Raw genomic sequence first — 16412 nt, 5'->3', positions numbered from 1 at the left:
GGCTACACCCCCTCAAAGCTATTTCGAATCTTTGTTATATAATCATAAAATTGTGTTGTTTGTTTTGATTCCATGTTTCTTGGTCTTGGTATATCAATATCAATTACTGCTGAAACACGTCCTGGATGTGGTGAAAGCACTACCACTTTATCTGATAAAAATACTGCTTCTGAAATATTGTGAGTTACAAATATTACAGTCTTTTTTGTTTTTGTCCATATATTAAGTAAGTCCTCATGAAGCTTCTCACGTGTAAATTCATCTAAGGCTGAAAATGGTTCATCCATTAAAAGTATTTCTGGATTAATTGCAAGTGCTCTGGCAATCCCAACTCTTTGCTGCATTCCTCCACTAAGTTCATAAGGATAATGTTTTCCAAAATTCGTGAGTCCAACTAAATCGAGCATTTCTGTAACTCTTTCTGTACGCTTAGGCTTAGGCATTCCTAAAAGTTCCATAGGCATACATACATTTCTTCTAACTGTTCTCCAATCATATAAAACTGGGTTTTGAAATACTATTCCATATTTTTTTTGTAATCTTATATCTCTCGGAGTTTGTCCTCTTACCGTTACTTTTCCACTTGAAGGCTGAAGCAGATCAGCTATTATTCTAAGTAAAGTTGTTTTACCACAACCTGAGGGTCCAAGAAGTGAAATAAATTCGCCTTCCTTAACTTCTAAATTTACATTTTTAAGTGCTGTTACTGGCTCACCTCCATTTTTATCTTGGTAAACCATACTTAAATTTTCTATTTTTATTTCTATATTTTCTTCCATTGAATTTGGAAGTTCAGTTTTATTTATCGCTGTATTCATCAATTTAAACCTCCTTTTCTCAAGTTAACAATTTGCAGTTAACAATTAACAATTTTGAATTAAAGCTGCTAGCTTTCTTTCAATTAAAAAACGGCGCAAAACTTTTTAGGTTTTGCGCCGTTGCAATTGTTCTATATTTTTTAATAATCTAAGAAAATTTTATTATTAGTTTTTATTTAATTTCTACCATAGCTGACTATATATTTTTAATAAATCCTCTTTTGTAACCTCTTTTATTGTATTAGATGGACTTCCACTGTCAATGGCATCTTGGGCCATTTTATTTACTACTGCATCAAAATCTTCTTTATTAATTCCATATTCCTTTAAAGTAGGAATTTCGCATATATCACATAGTTCTTTAAGTTTTTCTAAAAAAGCTTCTGCTGCTTCTTTATCACTTTTTGTTTCGTCTGCTGCACCTATTGCTCTTCCTATATTTCCAAAACGTTTATAGGTTCCATCTAAAACATAAGTTAAACATTCCTTTATAAGCATAGCGTTTGAAATTCCATGAGCTACATGAAAATTAGCTCCTATAGGTCTACTCATTCCATGAACTATTGTTACAGAAGAATTATTTATACATATTCCTGCCTCATAAGCTGCTATAGCCATTTCTTCTCTTGCCTTTTTATCTTGACCATTTAAATAAGCTAGAGGTAAATACTCAAAAATTCTTTTAATAGCAGCTAAAGCAAAAGTATCTGTTAATGGGCCTGCTTTTTTAGAAGTATATGCTTCTACTGCATGTGTAAGTGCATCCATTCCAGTTGCTGCTGTTACGCCTTTTGGTGCTGTGAGTGAAAACTTAGGATCAATAACTGCCAAATCTGGTAGCAATGCTTCTCCCTTTAGAAGCATTTTGATATTCTTCTTTGAATCTGTGATTACCGTAAATTTTGTAGCTTCCGATCCTGTGCCTGCTGTAGTTGGAATTAGCACCATTTTGGGAAAATCTCCTTCTATTGATTTTCCCATATAATCACATATCTCGCCTTCTAATTTTGTCATTGCTGCAATTGCTTTACCACTATCTAGAGGGCTTCCTCCACCTATGGCTATTAAGAAATCACACTTTGCTGCCTTATACGCTTTTACACCACTTTCAATCATAACTTCTGTTGGTTCACCTGTAATGTCATTAAACACTTCAAAATCAATTTCCCATTTAGTTAAGCAGTCTGTAAGGATTTTAACTGTCCCCGCTTTAGTCACATTTTTTCCTGAAACTATAAATGCTTTTTTTCCAAAAGTCTTTATCACATTTTCACTGGCCTCTAATGCGTTATCTCCAAGAATTGTACGTCCTGGTAAACTAAATTCATATGCCATCTAATTCACCTCATCTAAATATATTCTTTATCTACGATGCTTAACACCTCATCGAATTTTGCAAGTTCTTCTTCTAATTGTTCTTTAGTAATTATTAACGGAGGAGAAATTAATATCATATTCTCATGAGAGTAAGTCATAAATTCTCTTTCTTTTAAAAGACCAATTATTTTTCCCATTATTCCTTCCGGATCTTTGCCATATGGTACTAATGGTTCCTTAGTTGTTTTATCTTTTACAAGTTCAACTGCTGAAAATAATCCTATATATCTTACATCTCCAACACTTGGATGAGAGGCTTTCATAGCTTCTAATTTTTCACCAAGCACTTTACCTACTGTATTAACATTTTCTAATATATTTGCTTCTTCATAATAATTTACTGTAGCAACTCCTGCTGCACAAGCTAGAGGATGTCCACTATATGTTAAACCACAAGATAATAGATTATCGTCGAAATATTCTGCAATTTCTTTAGTTACAACAACACCACCAAGCTGAACATATCCGCAGGTAACACCTTTTGCAAAAGTAACTATATCTGGTTTTACATCAAAATTTTCAAAAGCAAACATCTTACCAGTTCTGCCCCAACCTGTCATAACTTCATCGCAGATCATAAGTATATTAAATTCATCACATAATGCTCTGATTCCTGGAAGATATCCTTTTGGTGGAATAATTACACCATTTGATCCTGTAATAGTTTCAAGCACTATAGCTGCCACACTATTTGGCCCTTCATAAATAATTTGTTCTCTAAGTTTTGCTAAATAATATTTTGTAGCTGCTTCTTCAGATTCAAATTCAATTGGTTCTCTATAAATATATGGATCAAAGAATTTTATAAATCCTGGAATTCCTGGTTCTAATGCATATCTTCTAGGTTCTCCTGTTAGGTTTCCTGATCCAAAAGAAGATCCATGATAGCTGCGGTAACGGCTGAAAACTTTTGTCTTTCCAGTGAACATTCTTGCAATTTTTATAGCATTTTCATTTGATTCTGCACCAGCATTTGTGAAAAATACCTTTCCCATGTTGTCAGGCATTAGTTCAACTACTTTTTTTGCAAGCTTTGCTCTAGATTCAGCTCCATAAGATGGGCCTATAAAGCAAAATTTATCAACCTGTTCTTTAATTGCATCTCCTATGGCTTTATTTCCGAAGCCTAGATTCATATTTACAAGTTGTGATGACATATCTGAATAACGATTCCCATCATAATCCCAGAAGTAAATTCCCTCAGCTTTTTCTATTGGAATTGGATTTATATTTCTTTGCTTACTCCAAGATTGCAAATTATATTTTTTTAATGTACTTTTAATTTCTTCACTATTCATTTTAAACACTCCCCTTACTTTACTTATGCAAATAAAAAACGGAACTTATTCAAGTGAACAAGCTCCGTTGCTGTTTTCCTATATAAATTCGTTTTTTCTTTAACTTGTACTTATTATATAATGGCTTATACTCCGTTTCAATAAATAAGTGACTAATCTTATTTGTGCAGTTGCACACTTAACTCAATTGAGAGTTATAAATTATGAACTCATAGTAAAAAAAGGCTGGGCTGCTCTTCAATTTATAGTTTACAATGAACAATTTAGGATAAAATTTCTTAAGGCACTATCAAATAAATAACAAGTCCACTTTCAAGGCATTTGGGACTCGTTATTTATTTTCATGTGCCTAATTGTCATTGTAAATTGAAACACGCCTCACCTTTTTTGTTTTTATACCTTATCATATCTTTAAAGCTAATATATCTTCAACATCTAAGCCTGCCTGCACTATTCCTTTTGAGTCTTTTCTTGAAACAGCTACATACTTAAAATATCTATTATCTAGGTCTCTTTTCTGAAAGTTTTGTGTAACTATAGAATTCCTATCTTCAAGGACTTTTCTAAATACATGTGATTGAGATGTTTCGTCCTCTGTAAATCTAAAGCCCATGGCTGGAGCATTATTAGTCATAATTGTTACCCCATCGTCGTTGGTTATATAAACTTCTGATATTCCATTTTCTTCACAATATTTATTTATATTATTTTTATTTAAATCTCCTTTCACTAATTTCTCAGAAATCATCCTGCATTTGCTAACAAGTTTATCTGCTATTATATTTTCAAACTCTTGAGTAAACTTAAGCATGTTTTCTATGGAGTTTAGCATATTATTGCAGCTTTCAGCATTATCATTTTCTAACTTATTTTGATACTTAATATCTTCATTTATTAAATCGAGTTCGGCCATAAATTCTTCGAAGAAGTTTGAAACATCCTCTGAAGTTGTTTTAATCTCTCTATTAAAGTCCAATCCCTCTTTAATTTTTCCAGACACCGTATGTATAGACGTTGTTATTTCCATAATTTCACTATTAATATCATTAAAATAATTTTTAATTGAATTTGTTGACTCATGAGCTTCTGTCCTCTTTTGAGATAATATGCTCATAGCATCAACCACCTCATTTGTCCTTGTATTTATTTCAGATATGTTGCTTTTAATATTTTTTGCATATTCAGAACTTTCATCAGCCAATTTGCCAATTTCAGACGCTACAACCGCAAAGCCCTTTCCTGCCTCTCCAGCTCTTGCTGCCTCAATAGCCGCATTTAATGACAGCAGATTAATATTAGAAGAAAGCTTATTTATTAATTGAGCCATATCATCAACCCTATTGGTTATACTTGATAAACTCCCCATATGATTTGTTAAATTTTCTATATGTACATTCATATCCTCAAGTATATTAACCGCAATCTCAACTGTATTGCTTCCTGATTTTATATTATTTTCTGTATTATTTGCAGTTTCACGCGCATTATTAGATAAATTATATATTTTTTCTTGAGAATTGTAAGTTTCTATTGATAGTTTATTTAATTCCTCCAAATGCCTGAGGGTTGATTTAGATTTCTCATCAAATTCAGCAAACTTGCTCTTTATTTCTTCAGACGTTCTTATAGATTCCATGCAGGATTTATTTACCTGCTTTACCTGCTCTGAGATTTCTGTTGATGATTTTAAAGTGCTATATACCCAAAACAACAGCTTCTTAGTTATTTTTATAAAATTATTATTAATTTCTTTTTCATTTGTTAGATCAAATGAAAAATTTCCTGAAACTATTTTCTGAACTGCCATATCATATTCACTTTTAAGTTTTTTACTCCTCCAATTTTTTATTATAAGTAATCCCATTAATACCAGTATTATAATTAACTCTGCTAAATTTAAACTATTAATATTCATCTTTATCACTTCCCTATTCTTTAAATTTTAATTCTCTGGTAACTCATATACTCTTAACTTTAAAAGTTTTTTTCTACAATTCAATTAAATTCTCACCCTTTCATCTTTAATTCCACTTTTTTAAAGCTTTTTAATTTAAAAAGGAGCTTATTCTATGAATAAGCTCCTTTGCTACCTTTTTCCATTTGTAATAATATAAATTATACACATATTTTTTATATTTTTAAGCAGGCAAATGACCATATTAATCTGTGCACATGCACACTTAGCACATGAAAATAAATAATGAGTCCAAAATATCCTTGCAATCGGACTTGTATTTATTTGATAGTGCCTTAACTTAATTATGAGTTAAAAGTGATGAGTTACAAGCTATTGTAAATCTATAGCAGATCTTTAATATAAAATCCTAAATAGAACCTTAGTTTTTCTTCTAAATCTAACGGGTTATATCCCGTAATCTTTTCAACTTTTTTCAATTGATTGTTAACTGTATTTCTATGAATATACTGCTTTTCGGCTACAAGACTCTGGCTCCCATTGTTTTCTAAGTACATATACATAAAATCAACTAAATCAGTATTATTTTCTTTATCATATTTTTCTAATTTCCCTAAGGTATCTTCATAATATTCTTTTAGCACTTCTTTATCCTTAGAATTTAAAAGCAGCTTATAAATATCAAGTTTTTTATAATAAATAACCTTCTTGTCTTTCTTTTTTGCCATCTTCATAGCTGTTAATGCCTTATTAAAATTCTCATCCTGCACTTTAATATCATTTAAATTTTCACTAATGCCTAAATGTATTTCCCACAAACCATCATCCCAATTCTTTAAGAAAGTGTTTACAAAATTATCAATATCATAATCACTATAATCTACAAGAACTAAAATGCAACAATCATTATAGGAAAATGAAATATATAATTGATGAATACTTCTAGCAATTCTTTCTGAATACATCTTTATTTTTTTCATGTTATAATCTTCATCGCTATTCTGACTGTTCTCAAAAGATATTGCAATAAAACAGAAACGGCTGTCTCTTAAATACCCATATCTCTCCATCTGTAGAATTAATGTATCTAAATCACCTATTTTAAAAATTATGTTCTTAATTGTAGTTGCAATACTCGCTTCTGTCTCATCGCTTTTCATAATCCGATAACATATATCTCTTGTTACATCTACCATCCGCGTTTCCCATGGAATAGTATAAAGCGGCAAATTGACAGCATCACAATATTCTATTACTTTTTGTGGTATTGATTTTGTATATGGTCCAATATTTACAACAAAAGCACTCGTACCAACACTATATAGCTTTTTTGCATATTCTAATAACCATTCATCATTAGTGTTTAGAATACCAGAAGTAAATACAACTTCCTTTCCATGAAGAAACTCACTAATCTCATCGTTTTCAATAATATGAACCCATTCCACAAGATTATTGAGCCCCTTTTGACCAGCTAACAATTTCATCTGATATAAAACAGCTCCATTTCCAAACAGTTTTCCTACAGTAACTGACATTTTTCTTCACCACCAATGGATAAAATCCGAAATTTTTTATGCTTATTATATCATAAATAAATTTTTTTAATAACTAAGATTTTTATTTTACAATTTGAATATATAAAAAGGATATTTTGATAATCACCAAAATATCCTTTTTGTTTTAATATTTACTTTACGAAAAAATTAATATACATGCTGCAATTAAGAAAATACAATTGTTTATATGATCTATAGCAAATTGCAGTTTAAATCCTTACAGAGTCCATTAAAATGTATGGATTTAATTAGAATCTCCATATAATATCAGCAATTATAATTCTTCAGATAATTTACTTAACAATTTTGCAGTAGATTCTAAATTTTCAATTGAACCTGTTATTTTTTCTATGGCTGCTAATTGTTTATCTGATATATTATTAACATTAATCACTTTGTTATTTATTGTTTTTACAGCACTTGATATGTCTCTTATTACTGTTTCAATCTTTCCTATAGACTGATTGGATTCACTTGATAATTTTCTAATTTCCTTTGCGACAACATTGAAGCCTTTTCCTTGCTCTCCTGCTCTTGCAGCTTCAATTGCAGCATTTAATCCCAACAGATTTGTTTGGGAAGCAATTCCTTTTATAAATCCAACTATTTGATCCGTATGATTGGCCATTTCATTAGCATTATTTGTTTCATTAACTATTTCTGAATTCATGCCTGCTAATTCTTGAAAGCCTGCAGAAATATCACATATTCCTCCCGATATTTCTGATATTGATCCAATTAATGTTTCTGTAATATTAGTTACTGAATTTTTCTTAGATAAACTTCTACCAATGGCAATTGAACCTACAACCTTATCTTCTTCCTTTACTGGAATCATATATGATTTAAAGGCTACACCTAAGAAATCTTCAGGAATTACTTCAATTAAAGTTTTCCCAGCATTCATAGCCTTTACAACAAAATCTCCAGCAGGATCTCCTTCTTTAATACCAAACTGTATTTCTTTGCTTCCTTTGTAATATAATACCTTCTCCCTGTCTGTTAACATTATTTCAATATCATTATCAAAGAAAGTCTCAATATATGGAATTGCATCATAAATACTATATAATGCACTACTTCCAAAATCATTTTTTAACATTTAAAATACCACCTTGTATGTATATAATACTATTTAATATGTTATTTTGAAATTATCCATTTATATATTAAATAGTCGTTACAATTATAGTACATGCATAAGGAAAGTTAAAGCTAAAGTTAAAATTTATTTAAAATGCCTAATGTCATTATATTTTAAACTATCTAAAAATTATCATTATAATTCTATTTCTTCTCCAGCTCTTACAATTAACCTATTTGAAGGCTGGAACTTTTCAGCTACCTCTATATCAAATAATTCACCAGGTTTTGTATGAATCGGTATAGCATGCTTTGCCTTTATAATTTCTGCACACTTTTCTGCTTCTTTTACATCCATATTGTAAAAACCATCGCATGGTAATAGCGCATAATCTATATTTTCATTACACAAATTTGTTTTCATATATTCTGTTGTTGAAGTATCCCCTGCTGCATAAATTTTCACACCATCAGTTTTAATTAAATAACCTACACATTCATTTATATCATGATTTTTGTTATAAGCTGGAACTGCTTCTATTTCTATATTTTCGATAGTTACATTCTTATATTCTCCATTTATAAGCATAGATTCTGCCCTTAGAATTTTGCAATCTTCTTTTTGAGTAATTAATTCCACATTTGCATGATCCCCATGTTCATGTGTAACCAATATAATATCTGCAGGAAGTTCATATCCTTCTCCTGCATATGGATCTACATAAATAACGGTCTCATTGTCTGTTACAATTCTAAAACTTCCATGTCCTTGATAAAATAATTTTGCCATTTTAAACCACCATCCATTTATAATTATATAGAGTACTATTTCTGTAATTTTGATAAAGTTCGAGACTGGCTGCAAGTAACTCAAGATTAAATTGTATAGATAAAACCTTATTACTTTTCTACTGTAAAGTCAATAACTATCTTCATCTGATGATAAGTCTATCTTACTCATTTGATGATAAAACAGTTTTATAAAAGTAATTAGACAGTATATTGACTATATTGGAATAATATGCTATCGTAATTTTAGACAGTATATTGTCCAACTAAGGAGGAGATATTTTATGGATAACTATAAAGCGCTTTTTTTAATACAACAAATATATGCAACTCTGTTTTCTCTTACTAATAAAATTCAAATTAAAGGTGATGAATATTGTGAGCCTTTAACTAGTAGACAGCTTATGGCAATGGTTGCTATTATTCATTTGCCTGAAAATGAAACAACTCTAAATAATATTGCTAAAAAACTAGGTACAACAAAGCAGAGTGTAAAACAATTAATTACTAATTTAGAGAGCAAAGGATATGTCATTACTGTACCAAGCCAATATGATAAACGTGCAGTTAATGTAAAAATTACTAAAGCTGGAACAGATGCCATGATGATAGGTGCCGAAAAATCGATGGAGTTCTTTGGTATGCTTTCTAAAGGCTTTTCCATTGAGGAAATGGAAATCTTATGGACGTTATTAAAGAAATTATATAGATTTGATGGCGAAGAACAAGATGGTTTTGAAGAAGAAGCTGAATTTGATATGGGTAAGGATGCACAAGAAATACAAAAGAGAGCATTAAACGAATTTGAAAGAACAAGAAATGAAAGAAAATAAAAAATTTAATAAATAAGGATGGTATAGTATTATGAAAAATGATATATCGAATAACTTTCAAGATCTTGATGATTTCTTATCTGAATACATGAAGAAATGGAAAATTCCTGGAATGGCAGTAGGTATTATTAAAAATGATGAATTAATATACTGCACTGGATTAGGTCTTCGCGATGTCAAAAAAAATTTGAATGTCACAAAAGATACTTTATTTGCTATAGGTTCTGCAAGTAAATCTTTTACCTCACTATCAATAGGTATATTAGTAGATGAAGGTAAGCTTGATCTTGATACCCCTATAAAAAAATACATGCCTAGTTTTGAGATGCAAAATAAATATGCTGAGGAACATCTTACATTAAGGGACATGCTTTGTCATCGTTCTGGATTACCTAGACATGATATTTTATGGTATACCAACCCTTCTTTAAGCAGAAAAGAGCTGGTAGATAGAATTAAATACTTGGAATTTAGTAAAGATTTCAGAGAAACATGGCAATATAATAATTTGATGTATGCCATAGCTGGCTACCTTGTTGAAATGGTTACAGGAATGACATGGGAAGAATTTGTGAAATCAAGAATTCTTGAACCGCTTCGTATGAGTAGCACAAATTTCTCAGTGGATGTTTCAAAAAAGTCTTCTGATTACAGTAAGCCCTATGCACAAAAAGGTGAAGAAATTAATGAGATAGACTTTAGAAAACTAGATGCTGTTGCTCCTGCTGGTTCTATGAATTCAAATTTGACTGATATGGTAAAATGGCTTAGCCTTCATTTGAATAAAGGTAAAGTAAACGGAAAACAAATTATATCTGAAAAAACTATAAGTGAGTTACATTCACCTCAACTCCCTTGTGAGCTAATCCCTTTAAAGTTTGATGAATTACAATTTTCATCTTATGGCTTAGGCTGGTTTGTTGAAGCATATAGAGGAAGAAAACACGTTAACCATGGTGGAAATATAGATGGATTTTGCTCCTATACAAGTTTTCTTCCAGATGAGAATATTGGCGTAGTTATTCTTACTAATTTAAATAATCCCGTGTGTGCAATGCCTATAGCATACCATATATATGACAAGCTTTTAGGATATGACCATAGTGATTTTAGTGAAAAACTACAAGCTGAAGCTGAAAAGATGTTAAAAGCAATGAAATCTGCTACTAAACCTACAAAAAGCTCTAAAAAAGAAAACTTATCTCCGTCCCACTCCCTTGAAGAATATAAAGGTATATATGAAAATCCAGGATATGGTTCTTTAAAAATCGAAGTGAAAGATAATAGCTTAAAATTAATTTATAATAATATGGAATCTACACTTAATCATAAATGCTATGACATTTTTACCATGATAGTGATGGAATATTCCTTGATTGATGTGACATTTAATTATGATAGCACAGGATATATTAAAAGTGTTTCAATACCTTTCGAGCAGACTGTAAAGGAAATTTTGTTTATGAAATGTCAATAAGGATAGTATAAATATTGTATGCAGCATTTATAAATACTGATTCTTTTCTAAAAAATTTATCTATGTTAAATCTCTTATTGATTACACTATATCAATACAGTTTAGTTTCAAACAAAGTACAAGAGTATTATAAATATAGATTAACTAATTAGTATTGGTATTGAATTTCAATTTACAAATACAATACCAATACTAAAAATTATATATGCATAATTTTTAATAGTTTTATTCAGCCAGATAAATTGAAATATAATAAAGCTATTTATATCTCGGATATTATGAAATTAAATTTAATTATTAATTAATTTAATGATTCTTTTACTTCTGACGGGGGAATTCCATACTTTTTCTTAAAACTCTTAGAAAAATGTGCTACATTTTCAAAACCCGTAGCAAAACAAACATCAGTTACGGATAATCCCGAATTCATTAATAATTCTTTTGCTTTCTCTAACCGACGATTGCGAATCCATTGGAATGTTGGTTCATTATAAATAGCTTGGAACTCCCTCTTAAAGGTTGATAAGCTTCTTCCTGATAAATATGCAAGATCATTTAATGATACAGGATTCATAAGATTTTCCTCTATCACTTTAACAATGCTCGAAGGTTCTTTGCGCTTAAGCTGTAAAAATTGATATAAAAGTTTCTCGTCTGCATCTACAATATTAAATAATAGCTCAAAAAGCTTAAGCTTTACTAGCTCATCTCTAACTTCTTTAGACTCTTTAAAATAAGGTTTAAGCGAAGCTATATAGCTTTGTAGTCGTTCAGTGGCAGAGTGCACTGTAACTGGAATAGGTACTGAAGGATAGGAATATTTGATATTAGACATGTTTAAAAATTCATTTAACAATTCATCTTTTAGAAAAAACATCATATAATCCAATGCATACTCAGAATCGGATTCTCCGAATTTCTCATATTCTATGACAATTGCTTTCTGCAGTAATACCATTTCATTTTTCCTAACTTTATATTCCTTCTTTCCAAATCTAACTATGTATGTTCCTTCTAGAACAAATAAAAGGACATGATCTTGCAGATACATAGTTCCAGTTTTTACACCTGAGTAAATACATGCACCTATAACTGATAATCCTTTAAGCTTCAACATTGTAATACTAGCTAGATCCTTTGGTGCCTTCACTACCCTTTTGAATAAAGCAGTCACTTTTTTCACCCCTTTTATTAGAATGCAAAGTAATACTTATCAAATTGTTACTAAGCTAAATGATAATACATTATTATCTTCCCAATCAAGAAATATTTGCCCTAGATTTCTTATATTATAAATACCTTTAATATAGCCGAATGCTTCTAATTGATTTTAAACTGTCACATCATCATGATTGGTACTTATAATAATATCATACCATTGCTGAATTTCTTTTTCGAAATCTTTTACCTTATTTCTAAAAATATCAATTGTATCACTTCCAAGAGGCAAATGAACTGGAGGCTTATTAGCCTTTGAAATGCTTATAATAGCTTGTGCAAGTTTTCCAGGATCTCCAGGTTGTCTTCTATTTAACTCTCCTGCTAATTCTCTCATCTTACCTACAGTTTCTGAATAATCATCAATTATAGCTACTGAATGAGCAAGAGATGTTTTATCTAGGAAATTTGTTCTAAAGAAACCGGGTTCTACTGCAGTTGCATGAATTCCAAGAGGTACAAGCTCCATTGCCATGGTTTCAGTTATACCCTCAACAGCAAATTTTGTTGATCCATATAGCCCCCAGCCTTGATAACCACTTAATCCTCCCCCTGAGGATAAATTAATTATATGACCAAAGCGTTGCTTTCTCATATATGGAAGAACAGCTCTACTTACATTTAAAAGACCAAATACATTAACCTCATAAAGTCTCTTTACTTCCTGTGAAGTTCCCTCTTCTACAGCACAAAGCAAACCATAACCTGCATTATTCACTAATACATCTATTCTACCAAATTTCTCAATTGCCTTTGCTGCTGCCTCCTTTGCTTGCTGCTCATCCGTTACATCTAATAATGTTGTATAAACATTTTCTGACGTCCCTAGTTTTTCAATTGGATCCATTCCTTTCATGCTCCTAGCAGTTGCAACCACCTTATCCCCTGCAGCCAATGCAGCTTTGGTAATCTCAAATCCAAAGCCTCGAGAAGCACCTGTAATAAACCATACTTTTTGTCTTGTCATTTTACATCTTTCCTTTCACATCAGTTTTTATAACTAATGTGATTATAATAACAGAGATATCTTATTAAAGCTTTTCTCTGAGGTTCATTTTATTTGTCAATTAAGTTCATATTAATAATTCAATAACCATTCAACCTGCTCTGCTCATCCATAATTGCTTTTTTCATAATTTCTACAAGCATCATATTATGGATAGTTACAATATTTTTTATAACTTCACAAAATAACTGCTATCAAAGCTAACTAAATTGATTTAGTAATTTAGCTTTGATATAGTATTATAAAAAAACTAGGAGGATACAAATGTTTGAAAAAGATAGCTACGAAGAAGATGTAAAGTTATTTTTGTAATTTATTTAACTCTTTTAAACATTGGATGATTTTTATTGAACTCAACCAAATCCCATAAGTTCCCGTATAAATCTTTAAATACTGCTACTGTTCCATAATCCTGTTCTTTAGGCTCTCTAACAAATTCTATTCCTATTTTTTTCATTTCATTATAATCACGCCAAAAATCATCAGTTCCTAAGAAAAGAAAAACTCTTCCTCCTGCTTGATTTCCTATAAAAGGCTCTTGCTCTGGCTTAGATGCTCTTGCCAGTAATATTGTTGTTCCATTTGAACTTGGTGGCGATACTACTACCCATCTTTTCTCTTGCTCAGGTTGATATGTATCTTCTACTAATGTAAAATGAAGTTTCTTTGTATAGAATTCAATTGCCTCATCATAATCTTTTACTACTAAAGCAATATGAACAACTGATTGAACCATTATTTCACCTCCTTATTCCATTAGAATTTACACGCTGATTAGCTTACAATTAACTTTAAAGAAATTTTAGTTTCCTTGTTTAGGAAACTACTCTATAAGAATTCCTGCACCTGTATGTATGTATGGAGTGTCTCGCTCTAATTTTAGCTTTCCATTAGATTCAATAATAAAATTCTCCCAAACCACATTATCAATGCCATTACCATAGATAGCTGATGAATTTAACATTTTAAACGTATTATCCTAATATTTAATAAGTATATAGTGTAGTGCTCGAGCAGACTTTTCCGAACTACACAAAATAATTGCATATTTATTAACACCTGAAAATATCACATTATCTATCTATTACTACGATAATGTGATATTTAAATACGTTATTAAATTTCAAACAATACATAAATCTTTTTAATCAAAAATAATTCTATTTTCTTTTCTTGGCTGCGGTTTACCATTTTTAGATATGTAACCAAGAGGAATTATACTATGACATTGATAAGTACTATCTAATCCCCATTTTTCCTTACTTTTCTTACCTAATTCAGTTTCAAATGTTTTTTCTCCTCTTGAAATACAAACAGAACCAATATTTATTTCTGCTGCTTCAAGCATAATATTTTGACTTGCAACAAAACAGTCCTGAATTGCATAAGGATAATTATCTGGTGCAAATAAATAAATTACTACAGGAGCTTTATAAAAAGCACTTTTAATACTATCATCATCAGCAATACTTCCACTTGATTTATCGCTTCTCCTTGCAGCTCCGAAAAGTTCTCTATTTATCTTTCCCAATTCATCATTTAATCTCTTATCTTGAACTACAACAAATTTTACCGCTTGTAGATTTCCTGCACACGGCGCCCATAAACCAGCCTCTAAAATTTTCTCTAACTCTTCTTCTTTTATCTGTTCTTCTTTAAAAAATCTTATAGATCTTCTTTCTTTTATAACTTCTAAGACTGTCTTCATATAATATCAGCTCCTTCATAAAACTATTATATAACGACTTTTTTTATATGAACAGTACGAACAAAAAAGTTCCTATACTTGCTCTTTATACAAATGTCCCCATTGCTTTATTGTTTCAATAACTGGTTTTAAACTTCCACCTAAAGTAGATAGCTTATACTCCACATGTAAAGGCTTTTTATTAAAATCAATGCGGTCAATAATCCCCTCTTCAATCATTGATTATAAATCGTATTACTTTTATCTAATCCATTCTCTACAAGAATCGCATACAACGTACCATCTGCTTTCATCTCATTAATTTTTTCATTTAAAGCATTTAATAATGTGATATCGCTTTTTTTAACTGCTATTCCTACAAGTCCATGTATTTCAGGAATATAATCCCTTAATATCTTTAAATAAAAACTATTATTTTTTAAAGAATATTTTACCAAAGCAGAATCAGATACACCTGCATCAATTTCCCCATTATTTATAGCATTCAATAAATTAGGACTATATTCGAAAAACAGCACATTTTTTACTAAGTTGTTTTTCTTCCAATCTTGTATTAAATCCGCAAATTTCGTACCTCTTATAGTTCCAACCACTGCATTTTTCAAATCATCCTTAAAATTAATTTTTGAAACTTTTGGAACAATAACAACTTCTGATTCCTTATATAGTGGCTGAGTAAATGATACTATCTCTTCACGCTCAGGAGTTATATATATTCCATCTGCTGCCAGATCTATACTATCATCAGTATTTAGTTGGTTTAATAGATCTGCAAATTTTATTTTCTTTTCTTCAATTTTATTAATTCCAAGTCGCTTTGCAATTTCAGCTATGATATCAGCATCAATTCCACTTAGCTTATTTGTTTCAGTATTTATATAAGCAAAAGGCGGGGCATCTGCTGAAATAAAAGTTAGTGTCCCTTTTTCTTTTATTGTTTGTAATCTATCCCTTGCTGGTGCAATATTGGTTGTTGCGATTTTACTACTATTCGTATCACATCCAATTATTGCAATAATACCTATAATAACAATTAAAGTGAATATTTTTTTCATAAGTAAAAATCTCCTTAAAACTCTAATTATTTTTTATAATTATTGTTTGAAATTTAAATATGACTTATTCGTGCTTTGAAAATTTTAAATGCAAACACCTTTTTACCTTTCTATTTATTTTGTATTTTCTCTTCACTTCTTTATTTATTTTGGTTAAAATTTTACTACGTATTTTTTACATATTATAATTTAGATTTAAATTTGTCATTATTTTGACACACTAGCCAATTATAATAAAGTTACAAAGTTGATAATAATTTTTTTCATAAATATTTA

General features: G+C 30.3%; 16 protein-coding genes. 2 read left to right on the top strand and 14 right to left on the bottom strand.

Features of this window, described 5'->3' with window-relative positions:
- Positions 1-2: 2 nt before the first annotated feature.
- The 7 genes from CLOBL_RS03925 to CLOBL_RS03895 all read right to left on the bottom strand — a co-directional run bounded on the left by CLOBL_RS03925 (position 3) and on the right by CLOBL_RS03895 (position 8840).
- Positions 3-818: an ABC transporter ATP-binding protein gene (locus CLOBL_RS03925; RefSeq protein ID WP_077857819.1), complete on the bottom strand. Its 816-nt coding sequence runs from the start codon at positions 816-818 to the stop codon at positions 3-5.
- Between the two features lie 183 nt (positions 819-1001).
- The gene (locus CLOBL_RS03920) at positions 1002-2153 is read right to left on the bottom strand and encodes an iron-containing alcohol dehydrogenase (RefSeq protein WP_077857818.1); all 1152 of its coding nucleotides are present in this window, start codon (positions 2151-2153) and stop codon (positions 1002-1004) included.
- A gap of 14 nt (positions 2154-2167) precedes the next feature.
- Entirely contained in the window at positions 2168-3493 is a 1326-nt protein-coding gene (locus CLOBL_RS03915) for an aminotransferase class III-fold pyridoxal phosphate-dependent enzyme (RefSeq protein ID WP_009171209.1), read from the bottom strand.
- Positions 3494-3896: 403 nt separating this feature from the next.
- Positions 3897-5408, bottom strand: coding sequence for a methyl-accepting chemotaxis protein (locus CLOBL_RS03910; protein ID WP_077857817.1), 1512 nt, complete (start codon positions 5406-5408; stop codon positions 3897-3899).
- Between the two features lie 383 nt (positions 5409-5791).
- Positions 5792-6946 (bottom strand): PucR family transcriptional regulator ligand-binding domain-containing protein, encoded by a 1155-nt coding sequence (locus CLOBL_RS03905; RefSeq protein WP_009171211.1) that lies wholly within the window; start codon positions 6944-6946, stop codon positions 5792-5794.
- 295 nt (positions 6947-7241) lie between these two features.
- The gene (locus CLOBL_RS03900; protein WP_077857816.1) at positions 7242-8069 is read right to left on the bottom strand and encodes a methyl-accepting chemotaxis protein; all 828 of its coding nucleotides are present in this window, start codon (positions 8067-8069) and stop codon (positions 7242-7244) included.
- 177 nt (positions 8070-8246) lie between these two features.
- On the bottom strand, positions 8247-8840 hold the full coding sequence (locus CLOBL_RS03895; protein ID WP_077857815.1) for an MBL fold metallo-hydrolase: 594 nt from the start codon (positions 8838-8840) through the stop codon (positions 8247-8249).
- A 283-nt stretch (positions 8841-9123) separates the two neighbouring features.
- Between CLOBL_RS03895 and CLOBL_RS03890 the strand changes: the two genes are divergently transcribed.
- Together CLOBL_RS03890 and CLOBL_RS03885 are read left to right on the top strand one after the other, a co-directional pair.
- Positions 9124-9672: a MarR family transcriptional regulator gene (locus CLOBL_RS03890; RefSeq protein WP_077857814.1), complete on the top strand. Its 549-nt coding sequence runs from the start codon at positions 9124-9126 to the stop codon at positions 9670-9672.
- 31 nt (positions 9673-9703) lie between these two features.
- On the top strand, positions 9704-11149 hold the full coding sequence (locus CLOBL_RS03885; RefSeq protein WP_077857813.1) for a serine hydrolase: 1446 nt from the start codon (positions 9704-9706) through the stop codon (positions 11147-11149).
- Between the two features lie 301 nt (positions 11150-11450).
- Here the strand turns inward: CLOBL_RS03885 and CLOBL_RS03880 are convergent, their stop codons facing one another.
- The 7 genes from CLOBL_RS03880 to CLOBL_RS03855 all read right to left on the bottom strand — a co-directional run bounded on the left by CLOBL_RS03880 (position 11451) and on the right by CLOBL_RS03855 (position 16136).
- A complete protein-coding gene (locus tag CLOBL_RS03880; protein ID WP_207652348.1) occupies positions 11451-12323 on the bottom strand; it encodes an AraC family transcriptional regulator in 873 nt (290 codons plus the stop codon).
- Between the two features lie 156 nt (positions 12324-12479).
- A complete protein-coding gene (locus CLOBL_RS03875) occupies positions 12480-13334 on the bottom strand; it encodes an oxidoreductase (protein ID WP_077857812.1) in 855 nt (284 codons plus the stop codon).
- 352 nt (positions 13335-13686) lie between these two features.
- Positions 13687-14109 (bottom strand): VOC family protein, encoded by a 423-nt coding sequence (locus tag CLOBL_RS03870; RefSeq protein ID WP_077857811.1) that lies wholly within the window; start codon positions 14107-14109, stop codon positions 13687-13689.
- Positions 14110-14196: 87 nt separating this feature from the next.
- A complete protein-coding gene (locus tag CLOBL_RS27850; RefSeq protein WP_179117677.1) occupies positions 14197-14337 on the bottom strand; it encodes a hypothetical protein in 141 nt (46 codons plus the stop codon).
- A gap of 180 nt (positions 14338-14517) precedes the next feature.
- Positions 14518-15081, bottom strand: coding sequence for a nitroreductase family protein (locus CLOBL_RS03865; RefSeq protein ID WP_077857810.1), 564 nt, complete (start codon positions 15079-15081; stop codon positions 14518-14520).
- 72 nt (positions 15082-15153) lie between these two features.
- Positions 15154-15300 (bottom strand): winged helix-turn-helix transcriptional regulator, encoded by a 147-nt coding sequence (locus CLOBL_RS03860; protein WP_077857809.1) that lies wholly within the window; start codon positions 15298-15300, stop codon positions 15154-15156.
- Positions 15297-16136 carry an ABC transporter substrate-binding protein gene (locus tag CLOBL_RS03855; RefSeq protein WP_077857808.1) on the bottom strand — a complete coding sequence of 280 codons (840 nt, stop codon included), beginning with the start codon at positions 16134-16136 and terminating at the stop codon, positions 15297-15299. Before CLOBL_RS03855 ends, CLOBL_RS03860 begins: the two co-directional genes overlap by 4 nt.
- Between the last annotated feature and the right edge of the window lie 276 nt (positions 16137-16412).

This window comes from Clostridium sp. BL-8 (assembly GCF_002006495.1).
GTDB lineage: Bacteria > Bacillota > Clostridia > Clostridiales > Clostridiaceae > Clostridium.
The sequence above is the reverse complement of the archived record's forward strand: the minus strand, read 5'-3'. Positions and strand labels throughout refer to the sequence as shown.